Genomic DNA, 26,205 nt, shown 5'->3' on the forward strand with positions numbered 1-26,205 from the left:
AGTCACTCCTCACGCTTCTGCGGAAAGAACGGCAACGCCTTCGCCGCGCTGATGTCCGACAGTGGTTACGACGGCAGCCTTCGTGCCTGCCTTCATCGGCGCTTCGTTCGCGGCATCAAAAGGCGGAACCTTGGCCTTGGCGTCGATCGCAAGCGCTGCAAGCGCAAGGCCGAGCGTGAACTGCGCCTCGATGGTGTGGCCGGAAACGCCGGCGAAGCCGCGGATCGCAGCACCCGGAAGCTGACGTTCAAGCACTGCCTTTTCGCGGGCGGCAAGCTCATGCATGCCGGTCGAGCCGGAGAAGATCGCCGTGGTTTCGGGGGCCAGACCGGCAGCGGGTTTCAGCAGCCGCTCCAGGCGAACTTCGAAGTTGCCTGCAGCGCGATTGCCGCGGTCACCCTCGACGGCACCGATTGTCGCATAGATATGCGCGCCGCGCTCTTCAGCATGCTTGCGCGATTCCAGCACCAGGAAGGCACCGGCAGACCCGGTGATCATGCCGCCGCCCTCAAGGCCGGAGCGCGACCAGAGCGGCGCCCACTGACCGCGCGTATGCGCGCCGATTGCTTCCGTCAGCAGGATCATGTCCGGGCGTTCGGCCGCAAAGGCGCCGCCAACAAGCGCATGAGTGGATTCACCTGACTTGATGCGCCAGAAGGCCGTCTCGACGGCGGAAACGCCAGATGCTTCTTCACCCATGAAGGTGCGCGAGGAGCCGGTGACCTTGTGAACGATGGAAATATTGCCGGCAAGCAGGTTGGAAAGCTGTGCCAGAAACAGCGTCGGCCGCAGTTCGGTCGTCAGCTTCTCATTGAGCAGCAACTCGCGGTCGTTGCGCTTCAGGCCCTCATCGACGATCAGCGTATCGACATTGATGTCGCGCTCGCCGCCGCCGGCCGCCACGATCATGTCCATCGTACCGCAGGCTTCCAGATTGTCCTTGAAACCGGCATCGTCGAGCGCCAGACCCGCTGCAAAAACGCCGATCCGCTGCCAGTTTTCCATCTGGCGCTGGTCGCCGCGCTTGGCGATCTGCTGCGACCAGTCGATCTCAGGAAGCGGATGGACCGGATAAGGCCTAAACTTCTCGGTCTCGATAACGGTCGCAGGTGCGGCATCGGCAGTCAGGATCGCCAGATGCGCATCCTTGCCGACACCCTGACAGGTCACGATGCCGATGCCTGATATCACGACGTCATTGGCGGCCTTGCTCATTCACTCACCCCCTGGGCCTTCGCCCGCTGCGCAGCGATGGCGTCCATCAGGCCCACCTCGCCGGCACGTTTCTTCACGATATCGCCGAGCGGAATTTCACTGAAAGGCATGGTGCGCAGTTTCAGCTGCGCATCGCAGACCTTCTTGCCGCCGCTGGTGATCTTTGCCTTGGTGACGGCAAAACCGGAGCCGTCATGCTCGAGGAAAGCCTCGATGTCGAGCACCGCTTCCGGCTCGACGAAGGTGCGCATCTTGGCGCCATCGACCGACATCAGGAAGGGCATGGACGTAAAATCAGTGGCGGCCAGCACCAGCATGCCTGATGCCTGCGCCATGGTTTCGATGAGAAGCACGCCAGGGACGAGTGGCATGCCTGGAAAATGCCCCTCGAAAACGGGGCTCTTGGCCGGCACGACCGAGCGCGCAACGAGCGTGCGCTTCTCAAGGTCCACCGCCTCGACGCGGTCAATCATCTGGAAATATTCCAGCAGCATCAGATTTCTCCGGCGCGACGGGCAATAAGCCCGTCGGAAGGCCTACTTAGGAACAAAACCGCCCGGCCGCCATATCAATGGCGGCAGGGCGTGAAAAAAAGATGATGATGTTGCTTCAAGCCTTGGCGGCGCGCAGCTCGTCGATCTTGGCACAGAGGTTCTTCAGCACGAAGTATTCTTCGGTGGAAACCTTGCCTTCGTTGACTTCCTGCGTCCACTTTTCGAGCGGAATCTTGATGCCGAATTCCTTGTCGATGGCGAAAACGATATCGAGGAAGTCGAGGCTGTCGATACCGAGGTCGTCGATCGTGTGGCTTTCCGGCGTGATCGTTGCGCGGTCGATCTCGCTGGTTTCAGCAATGATGTCGGCAACTTTATCGAATGTAGCGGTCACTCGCTCTACCTCTTGGAAATGAAGATTCCCCTCCTCATAGGCAAATCCATTTCAAAAGCCAATGCTTTCGTCCCGGTTGCAAGCCAATTTGGCGGGCAGGTGTTGCCTAAACAGCAATGGAATGGCGCCCTTTGGCCTGTCCGAGATGGGCATCGAACCAGGAAGAGACCACCCGGCTAAAGACTTTTCCCGTTTCCGTGACGCAAAAACCGTCCGCCTCGACGGCGCAGAGACCATCCTGATCCAGCGCCGCAATCTGCCGCGCCTCCGTAATCAGCGGCTCGGCCGCAGCCCCGAATTTCGCTCGGAGGTCACGGAAGGAAAAACGGAAATCGCACATCAGCCGCTCGATCACATGCCCGCGTAGCCGGTCGTCATCGGAAAGTGCGATCCCGCGCACCACGGCAAGCCCGCCGGCATCGACCATGCGCTGATATTCGCCGGTCGCCGGCATGTTCTGCACATAGCCTTGCGGCAGCCGCCCGATCGAAGACGCGCCGAGCCCGATCAGCACAGGCGCCTCATCCTCCGTATAGCCCTGGAAATTCCGGTGCAGGCGCCCTTCCCGCGCGGCGACCGCCAGCCCGTCGTCGACCCTGGCGAAATGGTCGATGCCGACGGGCTGGTAGCCGGCCGCGCACAGCATCGCGGCTGCGTGACCCATTTGCCGGAAGCGTTCTGCCGCATCGGGCAAAGTCTCCTCAGGGATCATCGTCTGATGTTTCTTCATCCACGGCACATGCGCATAGCCGAAGAGCGCGATGCGGTCGGGATCGAGCGTCACGATATTGGAAACGGTACACTCTAGGCTCGCAAGCGTCTGATGCGGCAATCCGTAGAGCAGATCGCAATTGACCGAGCGAACGCCCCTCGCCCTGACGGCATCGACGACGCCCCTAGTCTGCTCGAATGTCTGCAGCCGGTTGATCGCCTGCTGGACCACAGGATCGAAATCCTGCACGCCGAGGCTTGCCCGCGTCAGCCCGATCTCGGCAAGCGCCTCGTAACGCGCCTCATCGAGATCGTTGGGGTCCATCTCCACGCTGATGGACGCATCCGCCTCGAAACGGAAACGCGTCTTGAGATGCCCGATGAGGCCGATCATATCCCCAGGTTTCAGCATGGTGGGCGAGCCGCCGCCAAGATGCAGCGCGGTGATGCGCGCCTCGGGGATCAGCTGCGCCACCATATCTATCTCGTCCTTCAGCGAGCGCAGATAGGCGGCGATCGGCTCATAGCGCAGCGTCTGCTTCGTATGGCAAGCGCAGAACCAGCAGAGCCGGTCGCAATAGGGAATATGGACATAGAGAGAAACCGCAGTGCCGGGCGCGATCTCGTCCAGCCACAGTGCATATTCGCCGGCACCTATACTTGCGTTCAATTGCGGCGCTGTCGGATAGCTCGTATAGCGCGGTACGGGGCCGGAATATTTCTTCAGCAAGTCGGTTTTCAAGGCGGGGATTCCCCTTAACGAGACTTCCCTCAAATAAACCTGCTGAAAAGAGGAAACTTTGACCTGGATCAAATCGGATTCGAGACGGAATTGATAAAGATCAAGACGTAACCGCAAGAAATCGGGATAGATGACCTGGGGGCCGAAGCGTATCACAGACGCGAGGCCGAATGGTCGGATCGGGGCATCGACATGGATATCGCGCGCAGTGAAGATCCAGACATAAGTATTCCCGCAGCCTGCCGGGTCTGCGAGGCACGCCACGGCGTGGTCTGCAGCGCGCTGACATCAGCCCAGCTTCGCGAGCTCTGCAAGCACTCCATGCGCCGCAAGATCGATGCGGGAAGCGAAATTGTTGCGCAAGGCGAGGAAGTCTCGTCCTATTCCAACATCATGAATGGCGTGGTGAAGCTCTGCAAGGTGATGCCGGATGGGCGCCAGCAGATCGTCGGGCTGCAATTCGCCCCCGATTTCATCGGCCGCCCCTTCGTGCCCGAGAGCACGCTGTCGGCCGAAGCAGCCACGCCGACGGAAATCTGCGTCTTCCCCCGCCGTCTGCTCGACCGGATGATATCAGATACGCCGGAACTGTAGCACAACCTGCATGCTCAGGCGCTGAAGGAACTGGATGCTGCACGGGAATGGATGCTGACGCTCGGCCGCCGCACGGCCCAGGAAAAGGTCGCAAACCTTCTCTATCTCGTCGCCACGCATGCCGAGCCGGAAACGACCAGCAGCGCGGCCTTCGACCTGCCGCTCTCACGCAGCGAGATTGCCGATTTCCTGGGGCTGACGATCGAAACCGTCAGCCGCCAGATGACCAAATTGCGCAAGCAGGGCGTCATCCAGATCGAGAACAGCCGTCATATCACCGTTCCCGATATGGATGAGCTCGAGCGCCTGGTTAGCGCCTGATTTGCTTACCGCGTGATCACCACGCGGGTATTGGCAAGGCCGTTTTCCTGCGTCATCGAGAAGAACTCGGCCGCATTGTTGGGGTCGAGACGCACGCAGCCATGCGAGGCCGGCGTGCCGAGCCGCTTGCGTTCGAAAGTGGCATGAACGGCATAACCGCCGTTGAAGAACACGGCGAACGGCATCGGCGCATTGTCGTATTTCTTGGAGCGGTGATCGCGAGACAGCCACTTGGCGCTCCAGGAACCGGTCGGCGTGGTATAACCCTTACGCGCCGTCGAAACCTTCCAGCGATACTTCACCCAACCGTTCTCGGTGACGGTCATCGTCTGCTTGCTGAGGCTGATATTGGCAACCAGCGTAGCAGCCTGAGCCGCAACTGGAGAAAACTGCAATAACAACACTGCGGTAGCAGCCGCAAAAAACGTCTTCATGGTCGTCCCTCTATCGAACCTTTAAAGGCTTATTTTCGCCCAACGAGAGAAGAGACTACGGCAATACTTGTTATTTTGCTTTAACTCGAATGGTAATCACATTTCTAACAAGCCAGGGCCGGTTGCGGCACTGGCGTCACTCGGGAAAGCCGGCCTTGCGATAGCCGTCGACAAAATGCGCGAGCGTCGCTGCGTCGCGGAATGGTTCCATCGCGACCCAGTGGCTGATCGTGAAATGCGGGTTTGCGACGAGGAACAGCTCCGCCTCTGCACGGGCCTCATCGAGCCGGCCGAGCTGGGCAAGACCTGCCGCCAGGAAACGGCGTGAGCTCGTGCGATAGGTTTCCTCCCGGCGCAGCGTCTCTACGACGGCTTCATAGTTGCCATCAGCATATTGCGCTTGGCCGAGTGTCAAATAATACCAGCTGGCCGGAAACGGGTTCAGCCGAAACGCCTTGCCGATATGCTCCAGGCCCTCGTCGATCCGCCCGGCGAGAACGGAAATATCTGACAGAGCCGCCCACGTATCGGCCTCATTCGGATCGAGCGCGATGGCCTTTTCGAATTCCGCATCGGCTTCCGCGAAGCTGCGCTCATAGGCAAGCAGGTAAGCAAGCACCCAGCGGCAGCCGGCATCGTTCGGATCGAGCGCGACGGCCTTGCGCGCCAATTCCAGGGCAACGCTGCGATTGGCTTCGGTTGGACCACCGCTATGCACCCATCCCATCCAATGGTTCAGCGCAAGCCACCGATGGGCCTCGGCATAGTCAGGGTCGAGCGCAATCGCCCGTGTCAGCATCAGCTGCGTTTCCCGCGCGCTTTGCGGCGCATCATCCATCAGCGTGCGCGCCCGCACGCAGAGATCATAGGCTTCGAGGCTCTTGGGGCGGTTACGCGGCGGCGGTGGACGCAGCCGGCCAAGCAGCGCCTCGACGATCTTGCCGGTGACCTCGTCCTGAACGGCAAAAATATCGTCCAGGCCACGATCGAAACGCTCCGCCCAGAGGTGATCGCCGCTCTCGGCATCGACGAGCCGGGCATTGATGCGCACGCGCCCGGCCGCCCGTCTTGCGCTGCCATCGAGCAGGTAACGCACCCCAAGCTCTCCGGCGATATCACGCACATCCGCCGCCTTTCCCTTATAGGCAAAGCTCGAATTGCGGGCGATGACGAAGAGGCCCGAGGTCCGGGAAAGATCGGTGATAAGGTCTTCGGTCAGGCCATCCGCAAAACCCTCCTGCTCCGAATCGCCGCTGACGGTGACGAAGGGCAGTACGGCAATCGATGGCTTGTCAGGCAGCGCCAAAGCTTTTCGCTTCCCGCTGCCGAGCTGTTTTATGGCGCCGGTGAAGCGATAGCCGATGCGCGGAACCGTCGAGATCCATTCACCACCGTCAGCGGCAGGACCCAGCAGCTTGCGCAGCTGCGCGATCTGGACGGTGAGGTTGCCCTCCTCGACGGCCGTGCCCGGCCAGGCCGCATCCATCAGCTCGGTCTTGGCCAGAATTTCGCCGGGCCGCCCGACGAGCGCGGCAAGCAGCATTACGCCGCGGTGCCCGACGGCAACGGGATCGTCGTTCCGCAGAAGCGTTCCCGCCTCCGGATCAAGCACGAACGGACCAAAGGCAAAGCGCGCTCCCTGCATGGCGCGCATCCTAGAGGCTTTCATGCCGGGTTGGAACCGTCCTGCCTGATGCCATTCGATCTCGGCATTCCCGCGGACAATTTCGTCCGCTCAGGCGCGTGGCATCCGAGGCGCGACTGGTTTAATCGTGTTCGATCAGATAATTACCGGCTGAAAAAAGAGCGTCGAGGTACACCCATGGTTTTCTGGATAGCAAGTCTGGTGGGACTGGCGGCCGCCTATCTCTTCGGCTCCCTGCCCACGGGCTATCTGGCGGGCAAACTGCTCAAGGGCGTGGATATCCGCGAGCATGGCTCCAGATCCACCGGAGCAACGAACGTACTCAGAACGCTCGGTAAATGGCCTGCCTTGGCGGTTCTCCTGATCGACGTGCTGAAAGGTGTCGCAGCAGTCGTCTTTGCCCGCTGGTTTTATCTCTGGCTCTCGACAGCCTCATCAGGCATCCCGCCGACAGCGTCTGATCTGCAAAGCGCGGAGCCTTGGGCTGTTTGCCTGGCCGGCCTTGGCGTGCTGTTGGGGCATGGCCGTTCGATCTGGCTGAACTTTACGGGAGGCAAGTCTGCTGCGACGGGGCTCGGCGTGTTGCTGGCAATGTCCTGGCCCGTCGGTTTGGGTGCCGCGGCGGTTTTCTGCCTTGCGCTGGCCGCCTTCCGCATTGTTTCCCTGAGTTCGATGCTGGCAGCGTTGACGGCCATCGCTCTCGTCTGCGGCCTGGAGCAACCGTTGCCCTATCGGCTGCTGGTAATATCAGGCGGCATCTACGTGATTGTGCGCCATCGCGCCAATATCAGGCGGCTGCTGGCTGGGACGGAGCCACGTCTGGGCAAAGTCGCCTAGAATCGAAAATGCACCGATACCAATTGCCGTGAGAGCAAGAAGCGTTTCAATCCTGCCTGACGATGGCGCCGACCGCATTGACGAGCACGCGCGACACGGTCAGCGCCGACAAGCCGTCGATATCAGCCGGAGGATAAAACTCGACCAGATCGAACCCGGCGATTCTCGCCCGCCTGCCGAGGCCGGCGATCAAGTCGATCACCTGTGTGTAGGTGAGGCCACCAGGGGTACGCGCCGCCACGCCCGGCATGATGCCGGGATCGATGCTGTCGCAATCGAGCGTGACGACCACCCGCGCTCCCTCGGGAATATGCCGGAGAGCGGCTTCGACACCCACTGTGTGGATCTCGCGGGCAGTGACAAAGCGGCTGCCATAAAGCTGCGCCGCTTCCACCTCGGCGATGCGCGCGCTGCCGACGCTGCGCAGACCGACTTGCACCATGCCGGCGACATGCGGCATCTCGCTCGCCCGACGCATCGGACTTGAATAGCCGTAGCGCTCGCCATGCACCTCGTCGCGCCAGTCGATATGGGCATCGATCTGCAGGACCCAGACCGGCCCTTGATCCGCAAAGCCGGCGAGGAAGGGAAAGGTCACGGAACAATCTCCCCCGAGCAGGATCGGTACGGCCGATAGCGCCAGGACCTCGCGCGTCTTCGCCTCGATCCGGGCGCGGTTGCCGGCATTGTCATGCATGATGGTCTCGATGTCGCCGGCGTCGACGCAGGAGATCGGCTTGCCGGCAAATAGCGGGCCGCCGAGATCGAAATCCCAATGCTCGATGAGCCCGGCATCCTCCTGGCTCGCAGCGCGGATGGCGCCGGCGGCGAGCGCATAACCGCTGCTGTCCTTGCCGGGATAGGTGCTGCCATGCGCGGCTGCGAAGATCACCGCACGGGGCAGCCCATCAGCCAGGCGATCGGGAAGGCCGAGAAAGGAAGATGATTCGGTCATGTCCTGGTTGTCCTGATCAGGTGAAATCCCGTTTTGACCTGTTTAGTCACTTTGGAAGTTTTTGCGAACTTTTTGGAAGCGCTTAATTACGCCCCGCGCCGCATCCTCCAGACTCCAGCATCCTTTGAAATCGAAGGTCTCAGGCGAAATCCAAGTTCCCGGACCTTCAAGCTCCATGGAGTTCATCATGAGCGATTGCTGCACCCTTGCATCAGCCCCACGTCAAAAGTTGTCGCGCCGGCACAATAGCCTGATCATCCTGCGAAGCGCGATCGCGCACTGGTTCTGGCGCATCCGCATCCGTCGCGAACGGAACCGACGGTCCGAAATCAGCCCCGTTCTGATCGACGATATCGGCCTGACGGAACAACAGGCGGGCTCCGAGGCCACCGGCTTTTTCTGGCGCGTGTGAGGCAAATCTCCGATGACACACGATGGCCAGTTTCCTCCAGCCGCAACGATCGACCGGCGCAGCCCGATATCGCCACGCGAAGATCGCATTGCATGGGCCGCGATGGCAGGCATCATCGCCACCGTCACGGTGTTCGCCATGGCGCAGGGCCTGACCTATCCGCTCCTGAGCTTCATTCTGGAGCGGCAGGGAACACCATCAGGCCTGATCGGCCTGTCGGCCGCCATGACGCCAACGGGCTTTATCGTCTCCGCACCCTTCATTCCTGCCCTGTCACACCGCGTAGGCGCCGGACGGCTTGCCATCCTCTGCTCGATCCTCGCAGCACTCAGCCTGATTGCCATTGCCTGGACGCAGGAGATTTGGGCGTGGATGCCGCTGCGCTTCCTGCTCGGCGTCTTCGCCAACCCGCTCTACGTGATCAGCGAAACCTGGCTGCTCGCCATCACGCCCGCCGCGCGCCGCGGCCGCATCATGGGCCTCTATTCGTCCGTCGTATCAGGCGGCTTCGCCATCGGCCCGCTGTCCCTCGGCCTTGCCGGTACGGAGGGCTGGCCACCCTTCCTGATCGGTATTTTCGCCTTCCTCGTCTGCGGCCTGATCGTGCTTGCCGTCACAAGACGACCGCCCGACATGCCGCAGGAGGGCGAAGCCATATCTGTCGGCGGCTTCGTCATGCTGGCGCCGCTCCTGCTCGTCGCCGTCTTCGTCGCCGCCGGTTTCGAGCAGATCCTGCTTGCCCTGTTCGCCGTCTATGGCGCAGCCCTCGGCAGCCCCGAACCCCGCATCACCGCGCTGATCACCTGCTTCATCGCAGGCAATGCCGTGCTGCAGATCGTCCTCGGCCGCCTCGCCGAACAATTTGGCTCCCGCCCTACCCTGCTCTTCTGCGTGCTCGCCTCGCTCGCCGGTTGCCTGCTCCTGCCGCTGCTCTTCGATACATGGCTCATCTGGCCGCTGTTTTTCGCCTGGGGCGGCGTCTCCTTCGGCATCTACACCCTGTCGCTGATCCAGCTCGGCGAGCGCTTCACCGGCCAGTCCCTCATCGCCGGCAACGCCGCCTTCGCCCTCGTTTGGGGTCTCGGCGGCATCGCAGGCTCGCCCGCGACGGGCGTGGCGATGCAACTGATCGGCCATCAGGGCCTGCCATTGTCGCTCGGGCTGTTGAGCGGAGTGCTGGTGATGTTGCTGATGGCTAGGGGACGACGTGACCCACAAAGTTCCTAGGAATTCGGATATTTGCCTGGGATCGGCGGGCTCGCCCAGGGGCCGACATCATTTCCGGTATCCAGTACATCGAGCTGCCGCTGAACGGCCTCGTCCAGTTCATCCTGCAGGGATTGGAAGTGATCGATCACACCATATTGCGTCCATGCCGATCGATTGAAGCCATGTTCGAACTGATTGTAATAGATCACCGTCGAGCCGATCAGTGCCACGACCCAGCATCGATCATAGCCGCGAAATTCCCATTCCTCGGGCGGCCGCCGGATCGCATCCCAGAAACGCCGCTGCCGGAAGGACATGGAGGTCCAGCCGTCATTGATCTTCTCCCACAGCTGTTCTTCCGGATAGGACATTCCTAGCTCACAGCAGGCAGACGAAGGCCACGAAGGCAAGCAGCGTCAGCGCCATGCAGCTTGCCTGGAAGACCGAGATCCCATCCTCGACATCGCCTGCTGTCGCGATATCGCGGCCCGTGCCGTTGATCATCGGCTCGCGCACGACCACGCCCGAATAGACGCGCGGGCCGGCCAGCTGGAGATCGAGCGCGCCGGCCATGGCCGCTTCCGGGCGGCCGGAATTCGGCGAGCGGTGCAGCTTGCCGTCGCGGATGCCGACACGGAAAGAGTCCCTGAAGGCGGTTGTGCCACGGCGGATGCCGGCGCCAACGGCAATCAGCAGGATGGAAAGGCGCGCGGCTGGCCAGTTGGCGATATCGTCGAGCCGCGCCGAGGCCCAGCCGAAATCGACGTATTTTTCCGAGCGATGGCCGATCATCGAATCCGCCGTATTCAGCATCTTGTAGAAGAACAGGCCCGGCAGGCCGAAGATCGCATACCAGAGCGCAGGCGCCACCACGCCATCGGAGAAATTCTCCGCCAGACTTTCGATCGCCGCACGGCAGACGCCCGGCTCATCCAGCGTTTCCGGATCGCGCCCGACGATGCGCGACACCGCCTTGCGCCCGCCAATGAGGCCTTCGCTCTTCAGTGCCGTTGCGACTGCCGCGACATGATCCGACAGGCTCTTCTGCGCCAGGAAGATCGCCACGCAGAAGACTTCGAGCAGGATGCCGACCGGGCCGAAGAGCATCAGGAACCAATGCAGCACCAAGCCGGTGATGATGGCGAGCCCCGAGAGCGCCAGGATAGCCACCACGCCATTCTGCCGGCGCTGCGCCTTGCTGAGGCTCTCGCGGTTGAAATGCTGGTCGAAATAACCGATCGCCCGGCCGAAAATGGCGACCGGATGCGGCACGCGCAGCCACAGCCATTGCGGATCGCCGATGATACGGTCGAGCAGCAGCGCCAGAACCAGCACGAGAGAATGTTCATCCAAATTCATCGGTCAAAGCTCCGAAGGGCCGCGGCAAGTCGTGCATCATCAGCAGCATCCCGCGCAAGGCCGATGCGCAGCCAGTCCGGTGCATAATCGAACCGGCGGACGAGAATATGATGGCGGCAGAGAGTCGTGTAAATGTCACCGGCTTTCGCGTCGGCAACGAGGGTGAAAAGCGGCGTGCCGCCCGCAATAGCAAGGCCGGCTCCGGCAAGCACGGCATGCAGGCCCGCCTGGCGCTCGGCAATCGAGCCGGCGATGGCGGAGACATCCGAATTCAGCAGCGAGCTCGCCATTGACAGCGCAGGCCCCGACACCGCCCAGGGACCGAGCCAGTCCTCGAAACGCACGAGAATATCGCCCCGCGCAATGGCAAAGCCGAGCCTCAGCCCTGCAAGCCCGAAGAACTTGCCGAAGGAGCGGAAGACGATGAGGTTCGAAAGACCTGATGCACGCGGCACGAGGCTCGCCTCCGGGCTCGTATCCCCGAAAGCCTCATCGATAACAAGAAAACCGCCGCCCGCCTTCAGCCGCTCATGCAGCGCTTCCAGCCTGTCCGCCGCGTGGACCCGACCGTCTGGATTGTTCGGATTGACGACAACTGCCAGCCCATGCTCCGCGCCGATATCATCGATATTGCTGACCGCATCGACGGCAAAACCCGCAACGCTGAAAGCCCGCGCATATTCCCCATAGGTCGGCGACAGGATCGCAACTTTTCTGCCCGGCTCGATCAGCCGCGGCAGAAGCTGGATGACCGATTGCGTGCCGGGAACCGGAAGCGGCAGGATCGCGCCGCTGCGGTAATGATCGCGCGCCGCATGTCGCGCCGTCTCGATCAGATGTCGGTCCGGCAGCCGATGCCACACCCTTGCAGGTATCTCCGGCAGCACCACCGGATTGGGATTGATGCCGGTCGAAAGATCGAGCCAGTCCTCCAGCCGGCCGCCGAAGCTTGCCGCCGCCGCGGTGATGCCGCCGCCATGCACGATCGGCGCATTCATGCGGCAGCTCCCACAAGATCGATCAGATGCATGTAGGATCCGGCCACCTGCCCGCGCCGCAAGCCGGTGAAGCCGAGATCGTTGCCGAGCGCATCCTGCGTGGCAAACATCCGGTCGGCCTCCCCTTCGGAGACGATCGTCGAATAGTGGAATTCATGCGCCGTCATCGGCCTGTCGAAAAAGGCGCCGTCGAGCGGCGTGACGCGGCGATAGCCGAGATGCCGCTTGCGCGTCTCATAGCTGGTGACGATAGGCAGCAGGCCGAGCATTTCATGGCGCTCGCCCTTCTCATCGATCAGCCCGTCGCCGAGCACCATGTAGCCGCCGCATTCGCCATAGATGCGCACGCCCCGCGCCGCCGCAGCCTTCATGCCGGCTACAAAATTCTGCGAAGCCGCGAGCCTGCCCGCATGCAGTTCGGGATATCCGCCCGGAAGATAGATCGCATCGGCAGCCTCGGACGGGCCCTCGTCGGCGAGCGGCGAGAAGAAGGAAATCTCGGCCCCGCGCCGCCGCCAGCCGAGCAGCATATGCTCGTAGCAAAAGGCAAAGGCGATATCGCGCGCGACGGCAATGTGCCTGCCGAAAGGCATCAGCCGGGCAATATTGGCAGCCGACGGCCGGTTCATACCCTGCCGCGCGATGCGCATGAGGAATTCGAAATTGCACTCTTCGGAAACGGCATTGGCCGCATAATCGATGAATTCCTCGAGCGCCCCATGCTCGCCCGCCTGTACCAGTCCCAGATGCCGCTCTGGCAGGGCCAGCATCGCATCCTTGCGGATGACGGCAACGATGGGCATGCGGATCGCTTCCAGCGCCTGGCGCAACATCACCTCATGTCGGTCGCTGCCGACCTTGTTGAGGATGACGCCGGCAATGCGCACATCGGCGCGGAAACCGGCAAAGCCGCTGACGAGCGGCGCCACCGATTGCGACAGCCGCGAAGCATCGACGATGAGCACGACCGAAAGTCCGAGCTGGGCCGCAAGGTCCGCCGCCGTGCCGCGCCCGTCCGCAGCACCGTCGAACAGACCCATCATGCCCTCGATCAGCAGCACCCGGTCGCCGGAGCGATGCAGCGTCGCATTGGCGGAAATCAGCTCCGGCCGCATTCCCCAGGGATCGAAATTCAGGCAGAGCGTGCCGCTTGCTGCCGCGTGAAAGGCCGGATCGATATAATCAGGCCCGGCCTTGCCGGGTGCGACGGCGACGCCTCGATTGCGCAGCGCCCGAAGCAACCCAAGTGTCACTGTGGTCTTGCCGGAACCGGAGGACGGCGCGGCGATCAGCAACCCGCTCATGCTGTCTCCCTCCCCTGCCCGCCGGCATGCCTGAAGGGATCGGGCTGCAGCCGCCGACCGCCAAGCGCGCCAAGCCAGTCGAGCGAGGCGCGCAGCCGCACCACCTCACCGACGACGACGATCGCCGGCGGTTCCAGACCGGAGGCGGCAACGGCATCAGGCGCTTCGCCGAGCGTCGTCTCCAGCACCTGCTGGTCACCGGTCGCCGCGTTGCAGACGAAGGCCACGGGCTCGAAAGCCGAACGGCCCGAAGCGATCAGGTTGGCGCTGATCTGGGCAATATGTTTCATCGCCATATACATGACGATGACGGGCGAGCCCTTGCCGATCGCTTCCCAATTGATCGCGTCAGGCACGATGCCGGAGGAATCATGGCCGGTGAGGAAGGTCACAGCATGGTTGACGTCCCGATGCGTCACCGGAATCCCGGCATAAGCAAGCCCGCCGATACCAGCGGTAATGCCCGGCACGATACGAAACGGAATATTGTGCTCGACCAGCGTCAACGCCTCTTCCCCACCCCGCCCGAAGACGAAGGGATCGCCCCCCTTCAGCCGCAGCACGCGTTTGCCGGTCCGCGCCAACTCCACCAGCCGAAGCGAAATATCCCGCTGCTTGGCCGAGGGCTTGCCCCCACGTTTTCCCGCATATTCGAGCTCCGCACCTGACCGCGCGAGCTTCAGGCATTCCTCGTTGACCAGCGCGTCATGGACGATCACATCGGCCTCGGAAAGCCCCTTGGCGGCAAGCAGCGTCAGCAGGCCCGGATCGCCGGGACCGGCCCCAACGAGCCAGACGCTGCCCGGCTCCAGCGCCGGCAGATGTGAGAATGCGCGATCTATCATCCCGCTGATCTAGGCCCGGCAGCAGACGAGGTCAACGCCATCAGTGGCAGCGCACCGGAAGTTGACAAAATGGCCGAGACTCAATTTTCGAAGAAGCGGAATCAACTTCAGAAGAAACGCATATAACAATTTGATTGGATTCCAGAATATGGAAACAGGCCGGCCGCAGGCATGCGGGACCGGCCCGTTGAAGCCATCAGACGCGCAGCAGCGTATCGCGGATCAGCTCGAGCACTTTTTCCGACTCGATGCCGGTGGCAACGATCTGGCTCGGCAGGCCATCCCAGTCGCCCGGCGGAAACCGGCGGCCATCCTGCTTGATCACCGTCTGGCCATCCGCAATGCCGCTGCAGACAACACGCACCGCGCCCGTGATCGTCGTGAACAGCTCGGGCGCCACGACATAGACGCTGGCGCAGCTGTCATGCACCATCATGCCGTCTTCGACCGCATGCTTGTAGAAGTCGATATAGGACTGCGAAAGCGTATCGAGCTGCTTGACCGCCTTGTCGCCCCTGGCGGCCATCTCCCCGAGATAGCTGCGGCTCATCGTCGTGATCGCGGTCACATCGAGGCCGATGACGACGACCTTCCACGGCGCAGTCATGACGATATCGGCCGCTTCCGGATCGCCATGGATATTGGCTTCAGCAACCGGCGAGACATTGCCCGGCACATAGAAATTGCCGCCCATGATGACGACGTCCTTCACGAGGCCTGCAATCTCGGGGTCTTCCTTGAGCGCCAGGGCCAGGTTGGTCATGCGGCCGACGGCAACCAGCCTCACCTCGCCCGGATTGGCGCGCACGGTCTCGATGATGAAGCGATGCGCCGGGCGCGGATCGACCGGCAGGTCGATGGTATCTGGCACCGGCATATCACCGAGGCCATTCTCGCCATGCACCATGGTCGGCCACGGACGCTCATGACGCGCAGGATCGATGGTGACATTGGCGCCCTTGGCAACGGGTGCTGCGATATCCCACTCCCGCTTCAGGAACAGCGCATTGCGCGTCGTCGTCTCGATCGAGGCATTGCCGAAAATCGTGGTGATGCCGATCAGATCGATCTCGGGGTGGCGGTGCAGGAAAAGCAGCGCCATTGCGTCATCGACGCCTGGATCCGTGTCATAAATGACCTTGTGCATATGTATCCTCCAGAGCAATTCCAGCAAAAATCTGCGGCGGTTTTGCGCCCGGAATTGCGTGAAAACAAAGGGATAGAGCACATTCGTGATTCAAAAAACGAAGATGCTCCGGATTCGAATCGCTGGCAGCCGGACGGCGCCGCGAAGTGCCGCCACCATAACGCCCGTCAGGCTTTCTGCAACCCGATGCGGGCGACGGCTGCTGTCGCATGCTGAGATTTGATCTTGCCGAGCACCAGCTCTGCATCCATGCCAAGAGCCGCAAGGGCCGCCGCTTCCGCCACCCCATGGCAGCCGACACGGGCAAAAACGATGGCAGAGGGATTCCTGAGCCGCGGCGTCTCCTCTTCCAGCCGCGCCGCATCGAAGAACACGACAGGCACGGAAAATTGCGCAGCAACGGCGAGGATCGCCGGCTCTTGCCCGCGGCTATCGATCGAGGCAACAGCCGCAAGCTCAGCCCCGCTGATACCGGCCGCCCTCAACGCCTCGACGGCAAGCGCCATCACCTCGCTATCAGGCGCCCCGCGCTCGCAGCCAAGCCCGAGCACATGCCGCCTTGTCTCATCAATGGTGATTTCGCTCACTCCCGTCAGCCGATTGCGCCCCGCTGTGTCCCCGGAGCCATTGCAGCTCAGGGCGGGAAATGCAACAAGGCCGCCCGAAAGCCCCGCCCCCGCATACCTCTCCCGGAATAGCATCTTGCCTGACATTGCCATCCATCTGCTTCTGCTGCTTTGCGCGGCCGCCTTCTTTGCTGGTTTCGTCGATTCCATTGCCGGTGGTGGCGGCCTGATCACCGTTCCCGCCATGCTGATCGCAGGCATCCCGCCGCTACAGACGCTCGGCACCAACAAGGTGCAATCCCTCTTCGGCGCCGCCTCGGCAACCATCGCCTATGCGCGCAAGGGCCATGTGAAGCTTTCGGAACAATTGCCGATGGCGCTGATGGCCGTCATGGGCGGCGCGCTCGGTGCAGCCCTCGCGACACTCGTTCCCGGCCACGTGCTGCAGGCCGTCATGCCGGTGCTGCTCGTGGCAATCGCCATCTTCTTCGCCGTCAAGCCGAACCTCAACGACCTCGATACCGTCAGGCGCATGACGCCCTTCCTCTTCGGCCTGACGCTGGTTCCGCTCATCGGCTTCTACGACGGCGTCTTCGGCCCGGGCACCGGCTCCTTCTTCATGCTGGCTTTCGTCACGCTCGCCGGCTTCGGCATGCTGAAAGCGACGGCCCATACCAAGCTTCTCAATCTCGGCTCGAATTTCGGTGCGCTCGTCGTCTTCGCGAGCTTCGGTGCGACGCTTTGGAAGATCGGCCTTCTGATGGGTGTCTGCCAGTTCCTCGGCGCACAGCTCGGCTCGCGGCTCGCCATGCACATCGGCGCAAAGCTCATCAAGCCGTTGCTCGTCATCGTCTGCATCGCTTTCGCGATCAAACTTCTGTCCGATCCCGCAAACCCGCTGCGTGTCTGGCTCGGGGTTTAGAATTTGATCTGATCAATCGTGGTCAGCGTCGTCTTCGCCGAAACACCCGGCGCATTGGCGAAATGCCAGGCGACATATTGCTCGGCATAAGGATCGGCAGATGACATGCCATCGACAGGCAGGATCACATTCATGCCCTTCAGCGCCGCATAGGCTGCCGTATTCAGCACCGCGCCTTCGGATGCCGTTCCGGCCACGATGATGGTCTTGATGTGCTTCTCGGTCAGGATCTTTTCGAGATCGGTGTTGATAAACTTGTTGGCCCCGGCTTGTACGATCGCATCGCCCTCCTTCGGCGCCAGCACGCTGGCGATATCGCCCTTCGTGGCACCACCGGTGATGCTGTAGATGACGGGAACGCCGCTCTTGCGCGCCTCGTTCATCAGCTTTTCCACTTTCGGGAGAGAGGCGATGCAGCGCGGCTTGTTCTTCGCGTTGCACGGCCCCTTGGACGGGTCCTGCGCGCCATTGAAATCGAGCAGCAGCAGCGCCGTATCCGACCTATTCACGCTGACCGGCTTCAGCGCCGGTGCTGCCGGCACCTTGATCGTATTCCAGTCATCGATAACAGTTGCCTGCGTCGCGGATGCGCCGAGAAGCGCAATGGCGAATGCGGCTAAGGCTTTGTATGAACGGGTTTTCACCGATGTCTCCTCCGGGGCAAAAGGGGTCGCCGCAAATCTCCTGGCTGCCTCCACGCCTGTCAAATCACCAAGCCGCGAGATGAGCGGTTCCAGCAAAAATGTGCCGCGGTTTTACGTCCGCAATGGTGTGAAAACCGATTGTTGATCAGCCTTCCATTACCTCCCGCGTAATTGATAGGCTGCACCGCTTTCGCCGATGATCGCCCTGCCTGAACATGCCACCTGCCTGAATATGAAAGGCGATCAAAAGGAGATGACCCGATGCCCAACGCCCCGACAAACGACGCAAACACCAACGCCGAGCGCTACCTCGCCATCTGGAACGAGACGGACGCCGCTCGCCGCCGCGCTCTCATCGCCGAGAGCTGGGCGGAAGCCGCCACCTATATCGACCCGCTGATGCGCGGCGAAGGCCATGAGCAGATCAATTCGCTGGTCGAAGCCGTCCAAAGCCGCTTCCCCGGCTTTCGTTTCGAGCTGATCGGCACGGCCGATGGCTACGGAAACAACCTGCGCTTCTCCTGGGGCCTCGGCCCTGAAAATGGCGAAGCGCTGATCAAGGGCACGGACTTCGCCGAGCTGGAGGACGGCAGGCTGAAATCCGTACGTGGCTTCATCGATCTCCTGCCGGAAGCCGCCTGATGACCCCGACCGCCCGCTCTCTCGGAGATCACCTGCGCGAATGGCGCCAGCGCCGCCGCATGAGCCAGCTCGACCTCGCGCTGGAGGCCGAAATCTCGCAACGGCATCTGAGCTTCATCGAGAGTGGGCGCTCGACCCCGAGCCGCGAAATGCTGCTCCATCTCGCCGAACGCCTCGGCGTGCCGCTCCGCGACCGGAACCCGCTGCTGCTAGCTGCGGGTTTCGCCCCCGTCTTTGCCGAACGCAGGCTGGATGATCCCGCCCTTGAGCCCGCGCGCCGCGCCATCGATAGGGTGCTGAAAGGCCACGAGCCCTTCCCGGCGATCGCCATCGACCGCCACTGGACGCTGGTTGCCGCCAATGCCGCCATCGCACCACTGCTCGAAGCCGTTGCCGATCCATCCTTGCTGGAACCGCCGGTCAACGTGCTGCGCCTCAGCCTGCATCCACAGGGGCTGGCACCGCACATCATCAATCTCTCGGAATGGCGCGCTCACCTTCTCGACCGGCTGCGCCAGCAGATATCGGTTTCGGGCGATCCGGTGCTGGAAAAGCTGTTGAGGGAACTGCTGTCCTATCCGGCTCCCAAAGATGCTGGCGAGACCCACACCGACCTTGCCGGCATCGCCGTGCCCTTGCAGCTTTCGACCAAAGCCGGCCTGCTTTCCTTTATCTCGACAACGACCGTCTTCGGCACGCCTGTCGATATCACCTTGTCGGAACTGGCGATCGAAACGCTCTTCCCGTCCGATGAAGAAACGGCCGCGATATTGCGCGGCCATCTCGCCAATTGAAGCTTTTGTTTCCGCGCAATTCCGGACGCAAAACCGCTACGCACTTTTGCTGGAATTGCTTTAGAACTCGACCCCCGGCTGCCCCTTGATGCCCGAACGGAAGGGATGTTTGACGAGTTCCATCTCGGTGACGAGATCGGCAATCTCGATCAGTTCGTCCTTGGCGTTGCGCCCGGTCAGCACGACATGCGTCATGTGTGGCTTCTCATTTTTCAGGAACTCCACCACCTCGTTAATATCGAGATAGTCGTAGCGCAGCGCGATATTGATCTCGTCGAGCAGCACCATGGAATTGCGCTCGTCGCGGATCAGTTCCTTGGCCTGTTCCCAGGCCGCACCGGCCGCCGCTACATCCCGCGCCCGGTCCTGTGTTTCCCAGGTAAAACCCTCGCCCATCGTGTGGAACTGGCAGACATCGGAAAAGTGCTTCTCGATCAGATCCCGCTCGCCCGTCCACATGGCGCCCTTGATGAACTGCACGACAGCAGACGGCTTGCCATGGGCGATATGGCGGAAAATCATACCGAAGGCGGCTGATGATTTGCCCTTGCCCTTGCCGGTATGGACGATAATCAGGCCCTTCTCATCCGTCTTGCTGGCCATGATCTTGTCACGGGCAGCCTTCTTCTTCGCCATCTTCTCGGCGTGACGGGCATCGTCCTTTTCGGCTGGTACGACTGGCTCTTCGGTCATGGCTGGCTGCCTGCTCTTTTCTTGGTTTCGTTGGATTCAGTGAGGTTGAATTGCGCCGAGTTGCTGCGCGGCGTCCAGAGCCTGCGCTCGATCGCCTCCATCAGCCGCTCCTTCATTTCGGAAAGGGCGGCCGGGTTCTTCTCGGCCATGAAGTCGCGCACTTTGGGGTCGGCGACAAAGGCCTGATAGACCGCCTCGAAATGATGGTTGCCGACAGCCCCCGTCGTCGCCGCAAAGGCAAAGAGATAATCGACCGTCGCGGCAATCTCGAAGGCGCCCTTGTAGCCGTGGCGCATGACGCCCTCGATCCATTTCGGATTGACGACACGCCCGCGCACCACGCGCCCGATCTCTTCTTCAAGCGAACGGATAACAGGCTTTTCCGGCCGCGAATGGTCGTTGTGATAGATCGCCGGCCGCGCACCGCCGAGTACCTCGGTCGCCGCCGCCATGCCGCCTTCGAACTGGTAGTAATCGTCGCTGTCGAGCAGGTCGTGCTCACGATTGTCCTGGTTCTGGACGACCGCCTGAATGGACCGCAGCCGCTCCTCGAAGAGCCCGCGTTCGGCCTGTCCCTCTTCACCCGCGCCATAGGCATAACTGCCCCAGACGAGATAGGCCTCGGCCAGATCCGCACGCCGCTCCCAGCCCTTCTCATCGATCAGCGCCTGCAGGCCGGCACCATAGGCGCCGGGCTTCGACCCGAAGATGCGATAGCCGGCCCGCTTTGCCGCGGCCTTCTCGTCAAGCCCGGCAGCGGTCAGCCGTGCCGTCTCGCCGCGCATGCGCCCGGCAATCGGGTTGTCGGTTGCATCCTCCTCCAGCGCACCGACCGCGCGGATAGCCTTGTCGAAGAGCGCGATCTGCTCGGGAAAAGCATCGCGGAAGAAGCCGGAGATCCGCAGCGTCACATCCACCCGCGGCCGCCGCAGCATGGCCGGCGGGATGATCTCGTAGCCGGTGACGCGACGGGACGCCATGTCCCAGACCGGCTTGACGCCGATCAGCGCCAAGGCCTGGGCGATATCGTCACCGCCAGTGCGCATATTGGACGTGCCCCAGGCCGTCAGCCCGAAGGAGACGGGCCATTCGCCGTGATCCTGCACATAGCGGCGGATCAGCAGTTCCGCGGATTTCTTGCCGAGTTCGTAGGCGGCGGGCGTCGGCACAGCGCGACTGTCCACCGAATAGAAATTCCGCCCCGTCGGCAGCACATCCGGCCGCCCGCGTGTCGGCGCGCCGGATGGGCCAGGCGGCACGAAACGGCCGTCGAGGCCGCGCAGCAGACTGGCGATCTCGGCCGGGCCGCAGGCGAGAATCGAGGGTTTGAGACGCGCTTCGATTTCATCGAGCACGCTTCTGGTTTGGGACCAGAGGGCTGGGCAGGTGATTTCGCCGGAGACAAGCTTGGCTGCGAGCAACTCGAGGCGTTCGACGGTGTCGCCGTTCGTGCGCCAGGGGGCGTCGATTAGGTCGGCGAGGATTGGCGGTCTTGGGCCGGTCCAAGAGGCGGCCATGTCGCAGTCGAGAGGGTCGAATATGGGGGTACCCCCCTCTGTCCTGCCGGACATCTCCCCCACAAGGGGGGAGATCGGCAAGACGCCAGACTGTCGCGCTACATCTGTTGTTTGGGGAGATGGTTGCCCCGATTCGATCTCCCCCCTTGTGGGGGAGATGTCCGGCAGGACAGAGGGGGGTGTTACAGGCACAGCGCCCAACCCAGCATCCCCAGCAATCGCCCGCTGCAGGCTCGCATCTCCACCCTCACCTAGCCCGCGCGGCACCCGCGCCAGCGCCACAGTGAGATCCGTCAGCAACCGCCCTTCAGGCGACACGCCAAACACATGCAGCCCGTCACGGATCTGCATTTCCTTGAGATCGCAGAGATAGGCGTCGAGCTTCTTCAGCGCCTCGCCTTCGCTTTCGCCCTTCGCAATCCCCGCATCCCGATCAAGCCCGATATCAGCAACGAGATCGAGGATCTGCCGGCTGAGCAGGCGGATACGGCGCGGATCGCCGCCCGATGCCTCGTAATATTCGTCGACCAGCGCTTCCAGATCCTTGAGCGGCCCATAACTTTCGGCTCGTGTCAGCGGTGGCGTCAGATGGTCGATGATGACAGCGGCAGTGCGGCGCTTGGCCTGCGTACCCTCGCCGGGATCGTTGACGATGAAGGGATAGAGATGCGGCAGCGGCCCGAGGATCGCCTCCGGGTAGCAGGTCTCCGATAGCGCCAGTGCCTTGCCCGGCAGCCATTCCAGATTGCCGTGCTTGCCCATGTGGATCACGGCCTGCGCGCCGAATTCCTCGCGCAGGAAAGCATAGAAGGCGAGATAGCCGTGCGGCGGCACGAGATCGGGCGAGTGATAACTTTCCTTCGGATCGATATTATAACCGCGTGCCGGCTGGATACCGATCAGCAAGTTGCCGAACCGGGCGAAAGGCAGCGCAAAAGCGCCATCGCGGACATAGGGATCGGCCTCCGGCGCACCCCAGCGCGTGCTGACTTCATCCTGAATCTGAACGGGAAGAGATCCCAGGAAATCCTTGTATCGACTCAGGGAAAGCTGCTCGCGCACGACCTTGCCATCGAAGCCGGAATTGGTCGGCCCCGCCATCAGGTGCCGTATCAGCGCATCACCATCGGCAGGGATATCGGCGACCGGATAACCGGCCTTCTCCATCGCTCGCATTACCTCGATGGTGCCTGCTGGCGTATCGAGGCCGACGCCATTGCCGAGCCGTCCGTCACGGTTCGGATAGTTCGCCATGACGAGCGCAACTCGCCTGCTCTCCAACGGCATCTGCCGCAGCCGCGCCCAGTTGGCGGCAAGCGATGCCACATAGTTCATGCGCGCCTCATCCGGCTCGCTGGAAACGATGTTGGCCTCGACAGCAACGTCATAACGCGCGGCTGATTTGAAGGAGACGGCACGCGACAGCACCCTGCCATCCACCTCCGGCAGCGCGACATTCATGCCGAGATCACGCGCCGACAATCCCTGCGACGAAGCGGCCCAGGCCTCCCGTGACGAAGCGGAGAAGATTGCCTGCAGCACGATCGCGTCGTTGGCCTCCAGCACCGTCGGCTCGCGACCGGCGCCGGGTGCGGAGACGGCAAAGCCTGTCGTGTTGATGACGACCTCGGGCTTCAGTTCGGCGAAGATGGATTCGAGAATGCCCTTGGAGACGGGATCCTTGAGGCTGTAGGCGAAGACCGGCAACGGGCGCAGGCCTTGCTGCTGGAGGGCTTCGATCAAGGCTTCGACGGGTTTGGTTTCGCCGCTCTGCACGAGGGCGCGGTAGAAGGCGATGGCGACAGTAGCTGGCGTTCCCTGCCGGACTCGAACTTCGGCTTTGGCAAGCCGCCGCCACTCCTCAACCCCGACAAGCCCTCGCCCCGGCCACCAGATCCCCGCCTTCATCAGCGGCGCGGCTGGCGCCGGCTTCTCCGCCCCCGAAAGCATCGCCGAGGCATAGGCAAGAAAGCCCCGCGCATTGGCGTCGCCGCCTTCGATCAGATACGCCCACAGCGCATTCAGATCCTCAAGCGACACATTGGAAAACGGCGTCAGCCCCGCATCCGGCCGCGCATCGCCCGGCAGCACCGCAATCAGCGTCCCATTACGAGCGGCAACCGCATGCAGCGCCTCGAGCGCATAGTGAAAGTAGCTCGCCCCACCCAGCGCCCGCACGATGATCAGCTTCGCATGTCTCGCCGTGCGCTGGACGTAGGTATCGACCGACATCGGATGCTTCAGGCTCATCAGGCTCGCAAGCCTGAGCGTATGCCCGCTCGCCCCGCCGGAATGAGCCGCAGCGATTGCCGCAAGCTCGGTGTCGGCGGCCGAGAGGAACAGGATATCGCCCGGCGACTGGCCGAGGTCGATGGCCTCGTCCCCGTCGCTGATTGTTCCCTGTTGGGCGAGAAGCAGATGCATCGATTATTCCCTAAGCGAGCGCTTCGATCGCCTTGCGCACCGCGTCCTGATCCATCTCATGCAGGCCGATGACGACGAGGCGCGTGCTGCGTGCTTCGCCCGGCGTCCAGGCGCGGTCGAAATACTGATCGATGCGGGCACCCACGGCCTGCAGCTGCAGGCGCATCGGCTTGCCCGAGACATCGATGAAGCCCTTGAGGCGCAGCACATCATGCTCGGCGATAATGCCCTTCAGCTTCTCGACGAAACCTGATGTATCGGCGATAGCGCCGAGCTCGACGACGAAACTGTCGAATTCGTCGTGATCGTGCGGCGTGCCGTCCTCATGCTCCAGCTCGTGATGGGACTTGCGGTTGACGATATCGTCTTCCGTGCCGATGCCGAGGCCGAGCAGCACGCTTGCCGGCACGTCGCCATTCCTGGCCTCGATCATCACAGGCTTGCGGGCGATGCGCGAGGCGACTTCGCTCTTCACGCGACCGAGGCCGTCGGCATCAATGAGATCGGTCTTGTTGAGCACTATGAGGTCGGCGCAGGTCAGCTGATCTTCGAAAAGCTCCTCGATCGGGCTTTCATGATCGAGCGATTCATCCTCGACGCGGCGTGCATCGACAGCATCATGGTCATCGGCAAAACGACCTGCGGCAACAGCGGCGCTGTCGACCACGGTGATCACGCCGTCAACGGTGACTTCGCTTCTGATGTCCGGCCAGTTGAAGGCGGCGACCAGCGGCTGTGGCAAGGCAAGGCCTGAAGTTTCGATGACGATATGGTCCGGGCGCTGCTCGCGCTCCAGAAGCTTGGTCATGGTCGGAATGAAATCGTCGGCGACCGTGCAGCAGATGCAGCCATTGGTGAGCTCGATAATATCGTCCTCGGTGCAATTCTCCGCCCCGCAGCCCTTCAGCACATCGCCATCAACGCCGAGATCGCCGAACTCGTTGATGATGAGCGCAATCTTCTTGCCGCCGGCATTTGTGAGCAGGTTGCGGATCATTGTCGTCTTGCCCGCACCGAGAAAGCCGGTGATGACGGTTGCGGGAATTTTCTGCTGCATGGATCTAACCCTTCATCTTCAGCGGCAGACCTGCCGCGATAAAATACACGTCGTCGGCCACAGCCGCGATCATCTGGTGCAGCCGGCCGGCATGGTCGCGAAAATCCCGCGCCATGCGGTTCTCAGGCACGATGCCGAGGCCGACTTCATTGGAAACGATGACGAGCCGCGCCTTTGCTTGCGGTAGACAGGCGGCAAGGGCGGCGGACTGGGCGGCGATATCGCGCCCCTCCATCATCAGATTGGTGAGCCACAGCGTCAGGCAATCAACGAGAACAGCCCTGCCCTCGCCGTCGATTGCCGCAAGGCGCTCGGTAAGGTCGAGCGGTTCCTCATGGGTGGTCCAGGAGGGGCCGCGGTCGGCCTTGTGCTGGTCGATACGCGCCTGCATTTCGTCATCCCAGGCGCGGCCTGTGGCGATGTAGTGGCGGTCGAGGCCGCTTGTGGTCACGAGGTTTTCGGCGAAGCGGGATTTGCCGGAGCGGGCGCCGCCGAGGATGAAGGTGGCGTTGAGAAGGCTCTTGGTCATGCCACGGCCGCCCTTGGAGCGAAGGCGCGGCTCCACCCACTTCCCTCATCCCTGTGCTTGTCACAGGGATCCAGCGTGCCCAAGTCCTTGGGCACAAGAGACTCAATCAACGACGGCGTAGATTCATTCACTGCGCGGACGCGCCGTGGCTGGATTCCTGTGACAAGCACAGGAATGAGGGAGGAGAGGAAAGTGCGCGCCGGGTAACGTCCACCAACAGGCGCCAGACGCATCCCATCAGGAGGTACCGAACCGACACCTTTCACATGCACCACCAGAGGCAGCGCTGAATCAAATCCTTCAGCCAAGACAACCTCCGTGCTGGCAGCGGGCAAACGGCCCAGTATGGGCATTATGCCCGGCACGGATGGCAGGTCTCCTGGCTCGCAGTTAGCGGCCGCGACAGGGGCAGACCGTTTCCGGTCGCCCCTGATCGTGCCAGCGGATCCGCCTCGCCTTCCCGGCTGCTTCTCGTGAAAAGGCGGACGATTCGTAGAAATAGAGGCGTCCTGCCCCGGCTGATCACGATGCACTCCAGTGGCTTTTCCGGCACTTATACCGCCTTGCCCGCCTGCAGAATGCGAGGCTGTCAGCGCAACGGCTAAAATACCGGACGGAAGACCCTGACTGCTCTACAGTCGCGGGGTCGGCTGTGATGAAGGCGCCCGGCTTGGGTCCGCCCCGTCACATTCCCTTTTCATCCGGAAGGCGTAAGGCCGATCCGGAACCATCCATTATGTCAATTCATGGTTAGGCTTCCGCCCCGGGCATGTCAATCGGCGCACTGGGTGCACACAGAGA

25 protein-coding genes, 1 pseudogene and 1 riboswitch are annotated in these 26,205 nt (G+C 62.3%); of the genes and pseudogenes, 7 read left to right on the plus strand and 19 right to left on the minus strand.

Annotated elements, in window-relative coordinates; translation table 11 throughout:
* Window positions 1–9: 9 nt before the first annotated feature.
* The 4 genes from AC1DTN_RS10710 to hemN all read right to left on the minus strand — a co-directional run bounded on the left by AC1DTN_RS10710 (window position 10) and on the right by hemN (window position 3,556).
* Window positions 10–1,215 carry a beta-ketoacyl-ACP synthase gene (locus AC1DTN_RS10710; RefSeq protein WP_477920836.1) on the minus strand — a complete coding sequence of 402 codons (1,206 nt, stop codon included), beginning with the start codon at window positions 1,213–1,215 and terminating at the stop codon, window positions 10–12.
* A complete protein-coding gene (locus tag AC1DTN_RS10715; protein ID WP_113320665.1) occupies window positions 1,212–1,709 on the minus strand; it encodes a 3-hydroxyacyl-ACP dehydratase FabZ family protein in 498 nt (165 codons plus the stop codon). Before AC1DTN_RS10715 ends, AC1DTN_RS10710 begins: the two co-directional genes overlap by 4 nt.
* 115 nt (window positions 1,710–1,824) lie before the next feature.
* Complete coding sequence (locus AC1DTN_RS10720) at window positions 1,825–2,103, minus strand: acyl carrier protein (protein WP_007814022.1); 279 nt, start codon at window positions 2,101–2,103, stop codon at window positions 1,825–1,827.
* A 106-nt stretch (window positions 2,104–2,209) separates the two neighbouring features.
* Entirely contained in the window at window positions 2,210–3,556 is a 1,347-nt protein-coding gene (hemN, locus tag AC1DTN_RS10725) for an oxygen-independent coproporphyrinogen III oxidase (RefSeq protein WP_477920838.1), read from the minus strand.
* Between the two features lie 192 nt (window positions 3,557–3,748).
* Between hemN and AC1DTN_RS10730 the strand changes: the two are divergent.
* A pseudogene (locus tag AC1DTN_RS10730) lies at window positions 3,749–4,471 on the plus strand (Crp/Fnr family transcriptional regulator).
* Between the two features lie 5 nt (window positions 4,472–4,476).
* Here the strand turns inward: AC1DTN_RS10730 and AC1DTN_RS10735 are convergent.
* Together AC1DTN_RS10735 and AC1DTN_RS10740 are read right to left on the minus strand one after the other, a co-directional pair.
* Complete coding sequence (locus AC1DTN_RS10735; protein WP_477920840.1) at window positions 4,477–4,905, minus strand: L,D-transpeptidase; 429 nt, start codon at window positions 4,903–4,905, stop codon at window positions 4,477–4,479.
* Window positions 4,906–5,041: 136 nt separating this feature from the next.
* Window positions 5,042–6,550, minus strand: coding sequence for a winged helix-turn-helix domain-containing tetratricopeptide repeat protein (locus AC1DTN_RS10740; protein ID WP_477920841.1), 1,509 nt, complete (start codon window positions 6,548–6,550; stop codon window positions 5,042–5,044).
* 177 nt (window positions 6,551–6,727) lie between these two features.
* Between AC1DTN_RS10740 and plsY the strand changes: the two genes are divergently transcribed.
* Window positions 6,728–7,387 (plus strand): glycerol-3-phosphate 1-O-acyltransferase PlsY, encoded by a 660-nt coding sequence (gene plsY, locus AC1DTN_RS10745; protein WP_477920843.1) that lies wholly within the window; start codon window positions 6,728–6,730, stop codon window positions 7,385–7,387.
* A gap of 46 nt (window positions 7,388–7,433) precedes the next feature.
* Here plsY and AC1DTN_RS10750 read toward each other — a convergent pair whose 3' ends face one another.
* Window positions 7,434–8,342: an agmatinase gene (locus AC1DTN_RS10750; protein ID WP_477920844.1), complete on the minus strand. Its 909-nt coding sequence runs from the start codon at window positions 8,340–8,342 to the stop codon at window positions 7,434–7,436.
* Between the two features lie 175 nt (window positions 8,343–8,517).
* Here AC1DTN_RS10750 and AC1DTN_RS10755 point away from each other — a divergent pair, with 175 nt between their 5' ends.
* Together AC1DTN_RS10755 and AC1DTN_RS10760 are read left to right on the plus strand one after the other, a co-directional pair.
* A complete protein-coding gene (locus AC1DTN_RS10755) occupies window positions 8,518–8,754 on the plus strand; it encodes a DUF1127 domain-containing protein (RefSeq protein WP_477920845.1) in 237 nt (78 codons plus the stop codon).
* 12 nt (window positions 8,755–8,766) lie between these two features.
* Window positions 8,767–9,981, plus strand: coding sequence for an MFS transporter (locus AC1DTN_RS10760; protein ID WP_477920847.1), 1,215 nt, complete (start codon window positions 8,767–8,769; stop codon window positions 9,979–9,981).
* Here the strand turns inward: AC1DTN_RS10760 and AC1DTN_RS10765 are convergent.
* The 7 genes from AC1DTN_RS10765 to AC1DTN_RS10795 form a co-directional block, all read right to left on the minus strand.
* Window positions 9,978–10,334: a hypothetical protein gene (locus tag AC1DTN_RS10765; RefSeq protein ID WP_477920849.1), complete on the minus strand. Its 357-nt coding sequence runs from the start codon at window positions 10,332–10,334 to the stop codon at window positions 9,978–9,980. The genes AC1DTN_RS10760 and AC1DTN_RS10765 overlap by 4 nt on opposite strands.
* A 7-nt stretch (window positions 10,335–10,341) precedes the next feature.
* Window positions 10,342–11,322, minus strand: coding sequence for an adenosylcobinamide-phosphate synthase CbiB (gene cbiB / locus AC1DTN_RS10770; RefSeq protein WP_477920851.1), 981 nt, complete (start codon window positions 11,320–11,322; stop codon window positions 10,342–10,344).
* Complete coding sequence (gene cobD / locus AC1DTN_RS10775; protein WP_477920853.1) at window positions 11,319–12,320, minus strand: threonine-phosphate decarboxylase CobD; 1,002 nt, start codon at window positions 12,318–12,320, stop codon at window positions 11,319–11,321. Before cobD ends, cbiB begins: the two co-directional genes overlap by 4 nt.
* Window positions 12,317–13,624, minus strand: coding sequence for a cobyrinate a,c-diamide synthase (locus tag AC1DTN_RS10780; protein WP_477920854.1), 1,308 nt, complete (start codon window positions 13,622–13,624; stop codon window positions 12,317–12,319). Before AC1DTN_RS10780 ends, cobD begins: the two co-directional genes overlap by 4 nt.
* A complete protein-coding gene (cobA, locus tag AC1DTN_RS10785; RefSeq protein ID WP_477920856.1) occupies window positions 13,621–14,469 on the minus strand; it encodes a uroporphyrinogen-III C-methyltransferase in 849 nt (282 codons plus the stop codon). Before cobA ends, AC1DTN_RS10780 begins: the two co-directional genes overlap by 4 nt.
* Window positions 14,470–14,665: 196 nt before the next feature.
* Window positions 14,666–15,616, minus strand: a complete 951-nt coding sequence (locus AC1DTN_RS10790) for a nucleoside hydrolase (protein ID WP_477920857.1) — start codon at window positions 15,614–15,616, stop codon at window positions 14,666–14,668.
* Window positions 15,617–15,783: 167 nt separating this feature from the next.
* A complete protein-coding gene (locus AC1DTN_RS10795; RefSeq protein WP_442206105.1) occupies window positions 15,784–16,203 on the minus strand; it encodes a cobalamin biosynthesis protein in 420 nt (139 codons plus the stop codon).
* Window positions 16,204–16,318: 115 nt separating this feature from the next.
* Between AC1DTN_RS10795 and AC1DTN_RS10800 the strand changes: the two genes are divergently transcribed.
* A complete protein-coding gene (locus tag AC1DTN_RS10800; protein WP_477920859.1) occupies window positions 16,319–17,104 on the plus strand; it encodes a TSUP family transporter in 786 nt (261 codons plus the stop codon).
* On the opposite strand, the gene AC1DTN_RS10805 is transcribed toward AC1DTN_RS10800, so the two are convergent.
* Window positions 17,101–17,748: an isochorismatase family protein gene (locus AC1DTN_RS10805; protein WP_477920861.1), complete on the minus strand. Its 648-nt coding sequence runs from the start codon at window positions 17,746–17,748 to the stop codon at window positions 17,101–17,103. The genes AC1DTN_RS10800 and AC1DTN_RS10805 overlap by 4 nt on opposite strands.
* 261 nt (window positions 17,749–18,009) lie before the next feature.
* Between AC1DTN_RS10805 and AC1DTN_RS10810 the strand changes: the two genes are divergently transcribed.
* Window positions 18,010–18,390, plus strand: a complete 381-nt coding sequence (locus AC1DTN_RS10810) for a nuclear transport factor 2 family protein (protein WP_113325752.1) — start codon at window positions 18,010–18,012, stop codon at window positions 18,388–18,390.
* Window positions 18,390–19,184, plus strand: coding sequence for a helix-turn-helix domain-containing protein (locus AC1DTN_RS10815; RefSeq protein ID WP_477920864.1), 795 nt, complete (start codon window positions 18,390–18,392; stop codon window positions 19,182–19,184). The genes AC1DTN_RS10810 and AC1DTN_RS10815 overlap by 1 nt, the downstream gene beginning before the upstream one ends.
* 60 nt (window positions 19,185–19,244) lie before the next feature.
* Here the strand turns inward: AC1DTN_RS10815 and cobO are convergent, their stop codons facing one another.
* Genes cobO through cobU form a run of 4 tightly spaced genes read right to left on the minus strand, consistent with a single transcriptional unit; the run spans window position 19,245 to window position 25,404 of the window.
* A complete protein-coding gene (gene cobO, locus AC1DTN_RS10820; RefSeq protein WP_477920865.1) occupies window positions 19,245–19,877 on the minus strand; it encodes a cob(I)yrinic acid a,c-diamide adenosyltransferase in 633 nt (210 codons plus the stop codon).
* A complete protein-coding gene (gene cobN / locus AC1DTN_RS10825; protein ID WP_477920867.1) occupies window positions 19,874–23,818 on the minus strand; it encodes a cobaltochelatase subunit CobN in 3,945 nt (1,314 codons plus the stop codon). The genes cobO and cobN overlap by 4 nt, the downstream gene beginning before the upstream one ends.
* Before the next feature lie 10 nt (window positions 23,819–23,828).
* Window positions 23,829–24,875 carry a cobalamin biosynthesis protein CobW gene (cobW, locus tag AC1DTN_RS10830; protein ID WP_310387446.1) on the minus strand — a complete coding sequence of 349 codons (1,047 nt, stop codon included), beginning with the start codon at window positions 24,873–24,875 and terminating at the stop codon, window positions 23,829–23,831.
* Window positions 24,876–24,879: 4 nt separating this feature from the next.
* On the minus strand, window positions 24,880–25,404 hold the full coding sequence (cobU, locus tag AC1DTN_RS10835; RefSeq protein WP_477920869.1) for a bifunctional adenosylcobinamide kinase/adenosylcobinamide-phosphate guanylyltransferase: 525 nt from the start codon (window positions 25,402–25,404) through the stop codon (window positions 24,880–24,882).
* 352 nt (window positions 25,405–25,756) lie between these two features.
* Window positions 25,757–26,151: riboswitch (cobalamin riboswitch) on the minus strand.
* Between the last annotated feature and the right edge of the window lie 54 nt (window positions 26,152–26,205).

Source organism: Rhizobium sp. 01T444 (assembly GCF_056398305.1).

Bases quoted from the DNA above. Each gene is read 5' to 3' on its own strand.
- AC1DTN_RS10710 (WP_477920836.1), bottom strand. From the start codon at position 1,215: ATGAGCAAGGCCGCCAATGACGTCGTGATATCAGGCATCGGCATCGTG.
- AC1DTN_RS10715 (WP_113320665.1), bottom strand. From the start codon at position 1,709: ATGCTGCTGGAATATTTCCAGATGATTGACCGCGTCGAGGCGGTGGAC.
- AC1DTN_RS10735 (WP_477920840.1), bottom strand. From the start codon at position 4,905: ATGAAGACGTTTTTTGCGGCTGCTACCGCAGTGTTGTTATTGCAGTTT.
- AC1DTN_RS10740 (WP_477920841.1), bottom strand. From the start codon at position 6,550: ATGCAGGGAGCGCGCTTTGCCTTTGGTCCGTTCGTGCTTGATCCGGAG.
- plsY (WP_477920843.1), top strand. From the start codon at position 6,728: ATGGTTTTCTGGATAGCAAGTCTGGTGGGACTGGCGGCCGCCTATCTC.
- AC1DTN_RS10750 (WP_477920844.1), bottom strand. From the start codon at position 8,342: ATGACCGAATCATCTTCCTTTCTCGGCCTTCCCGATCGCCTGGCTGAT.
- AC1DTN_RS10755 (WP_477920845.1), top strand. From the start codon at position 8,518: ATGGAGTTCATCATGAGCGATTGCTGCACCCTTGCATCAGCCCCACGT.
- AC1DTN_RS10760 (WP_477920847.1), top strand. From the start codon at position 8,767: ATGACACACGATGGCCAGTTTCCTCCAGCCGCAACGATCGACCGGCGC.
- AC1DTN_RS10765 (WP_477920849.1), bottom strand. From the start codon at position 10,334: ATGTCCTATCCGGAAGAACAGCTGTGGGAGAAGATCAATGACGGCTGG.
- cbiB (WP_477920851.1), bottom strand. From the start codon at position 11,322: ATGAATTTGGATGAACATTCTCTCGTGCTGGTTCTGGCGCTGCTGCTC.
- cobD (WP_477920853.1), bottom strand. From the start codon at position 12,320: ATGAATGCGCCGATCGTGCATGGCGGCGGCATCACCGCGGCGGCGGCA.
- AC1DTN_RS10780 (WP_477920854.1), bottom strand. From the start codon at position 13,624: ATGAGCGGGTTGCTGATCGCCGCGCCGTCCTCCGGTTCCGGCAAGACC.
- cobA (WP_477920856.1), bottom strand. From the start codon at position 14,469: ATGATAGATCGCGCATTCTCACATCTGCCGGCGCTGGAGCCGGGCAGC.
- AC1DTN_RS10790 (WP_477920857.1), bottom strand. From the start codon at position 15,616: ATGCACAAGGTCATTTATGACACGGATCCAGGCGTCGATGACGCAATG.
- AC1DTN_RS10810 (WP_113325752.1), top strand. From the start codon at position 18,010: ATGCCCAACGCCCCGACAAACGACGCAAACACCAACGCCGAGCGCTAC.
- AC1DTN_RS10815 (WP_477920864.1), top strand. From the start codon at position 18,390: ATGACCCCGACCGCCCGCTCTCTCGGAGATCACCTGCGCGAATGGCGC.
- cobO (WP_477920865.1), bottom strand. From the start codon at position 19,877: ATGACCGAAGAGCCAGTCGTACCAGCCGAAAAGGACGATGCCCGTCAC.
- cobN (WP_477920867.1), bottom strand. From the start codon at position 23,818: ATGCATCTGCTTCTCGCCCAACAGGGAACAATCAGCGACGGGGACGAG.
- cobW (WP_310387446.1), bottom strand. From the start codon at position 24,875: ATGCAGCAGAAAATTCCCGCAACCGTCATCACCGGCTTTCTCGGTGCG.
- cobU (WP_477920869.1), bottom strand. From the start codon at position 25,404: ATGACCAAGAGCCTTCTCAACGCCACCTTCATCCTCGGCGGCGCCCGC.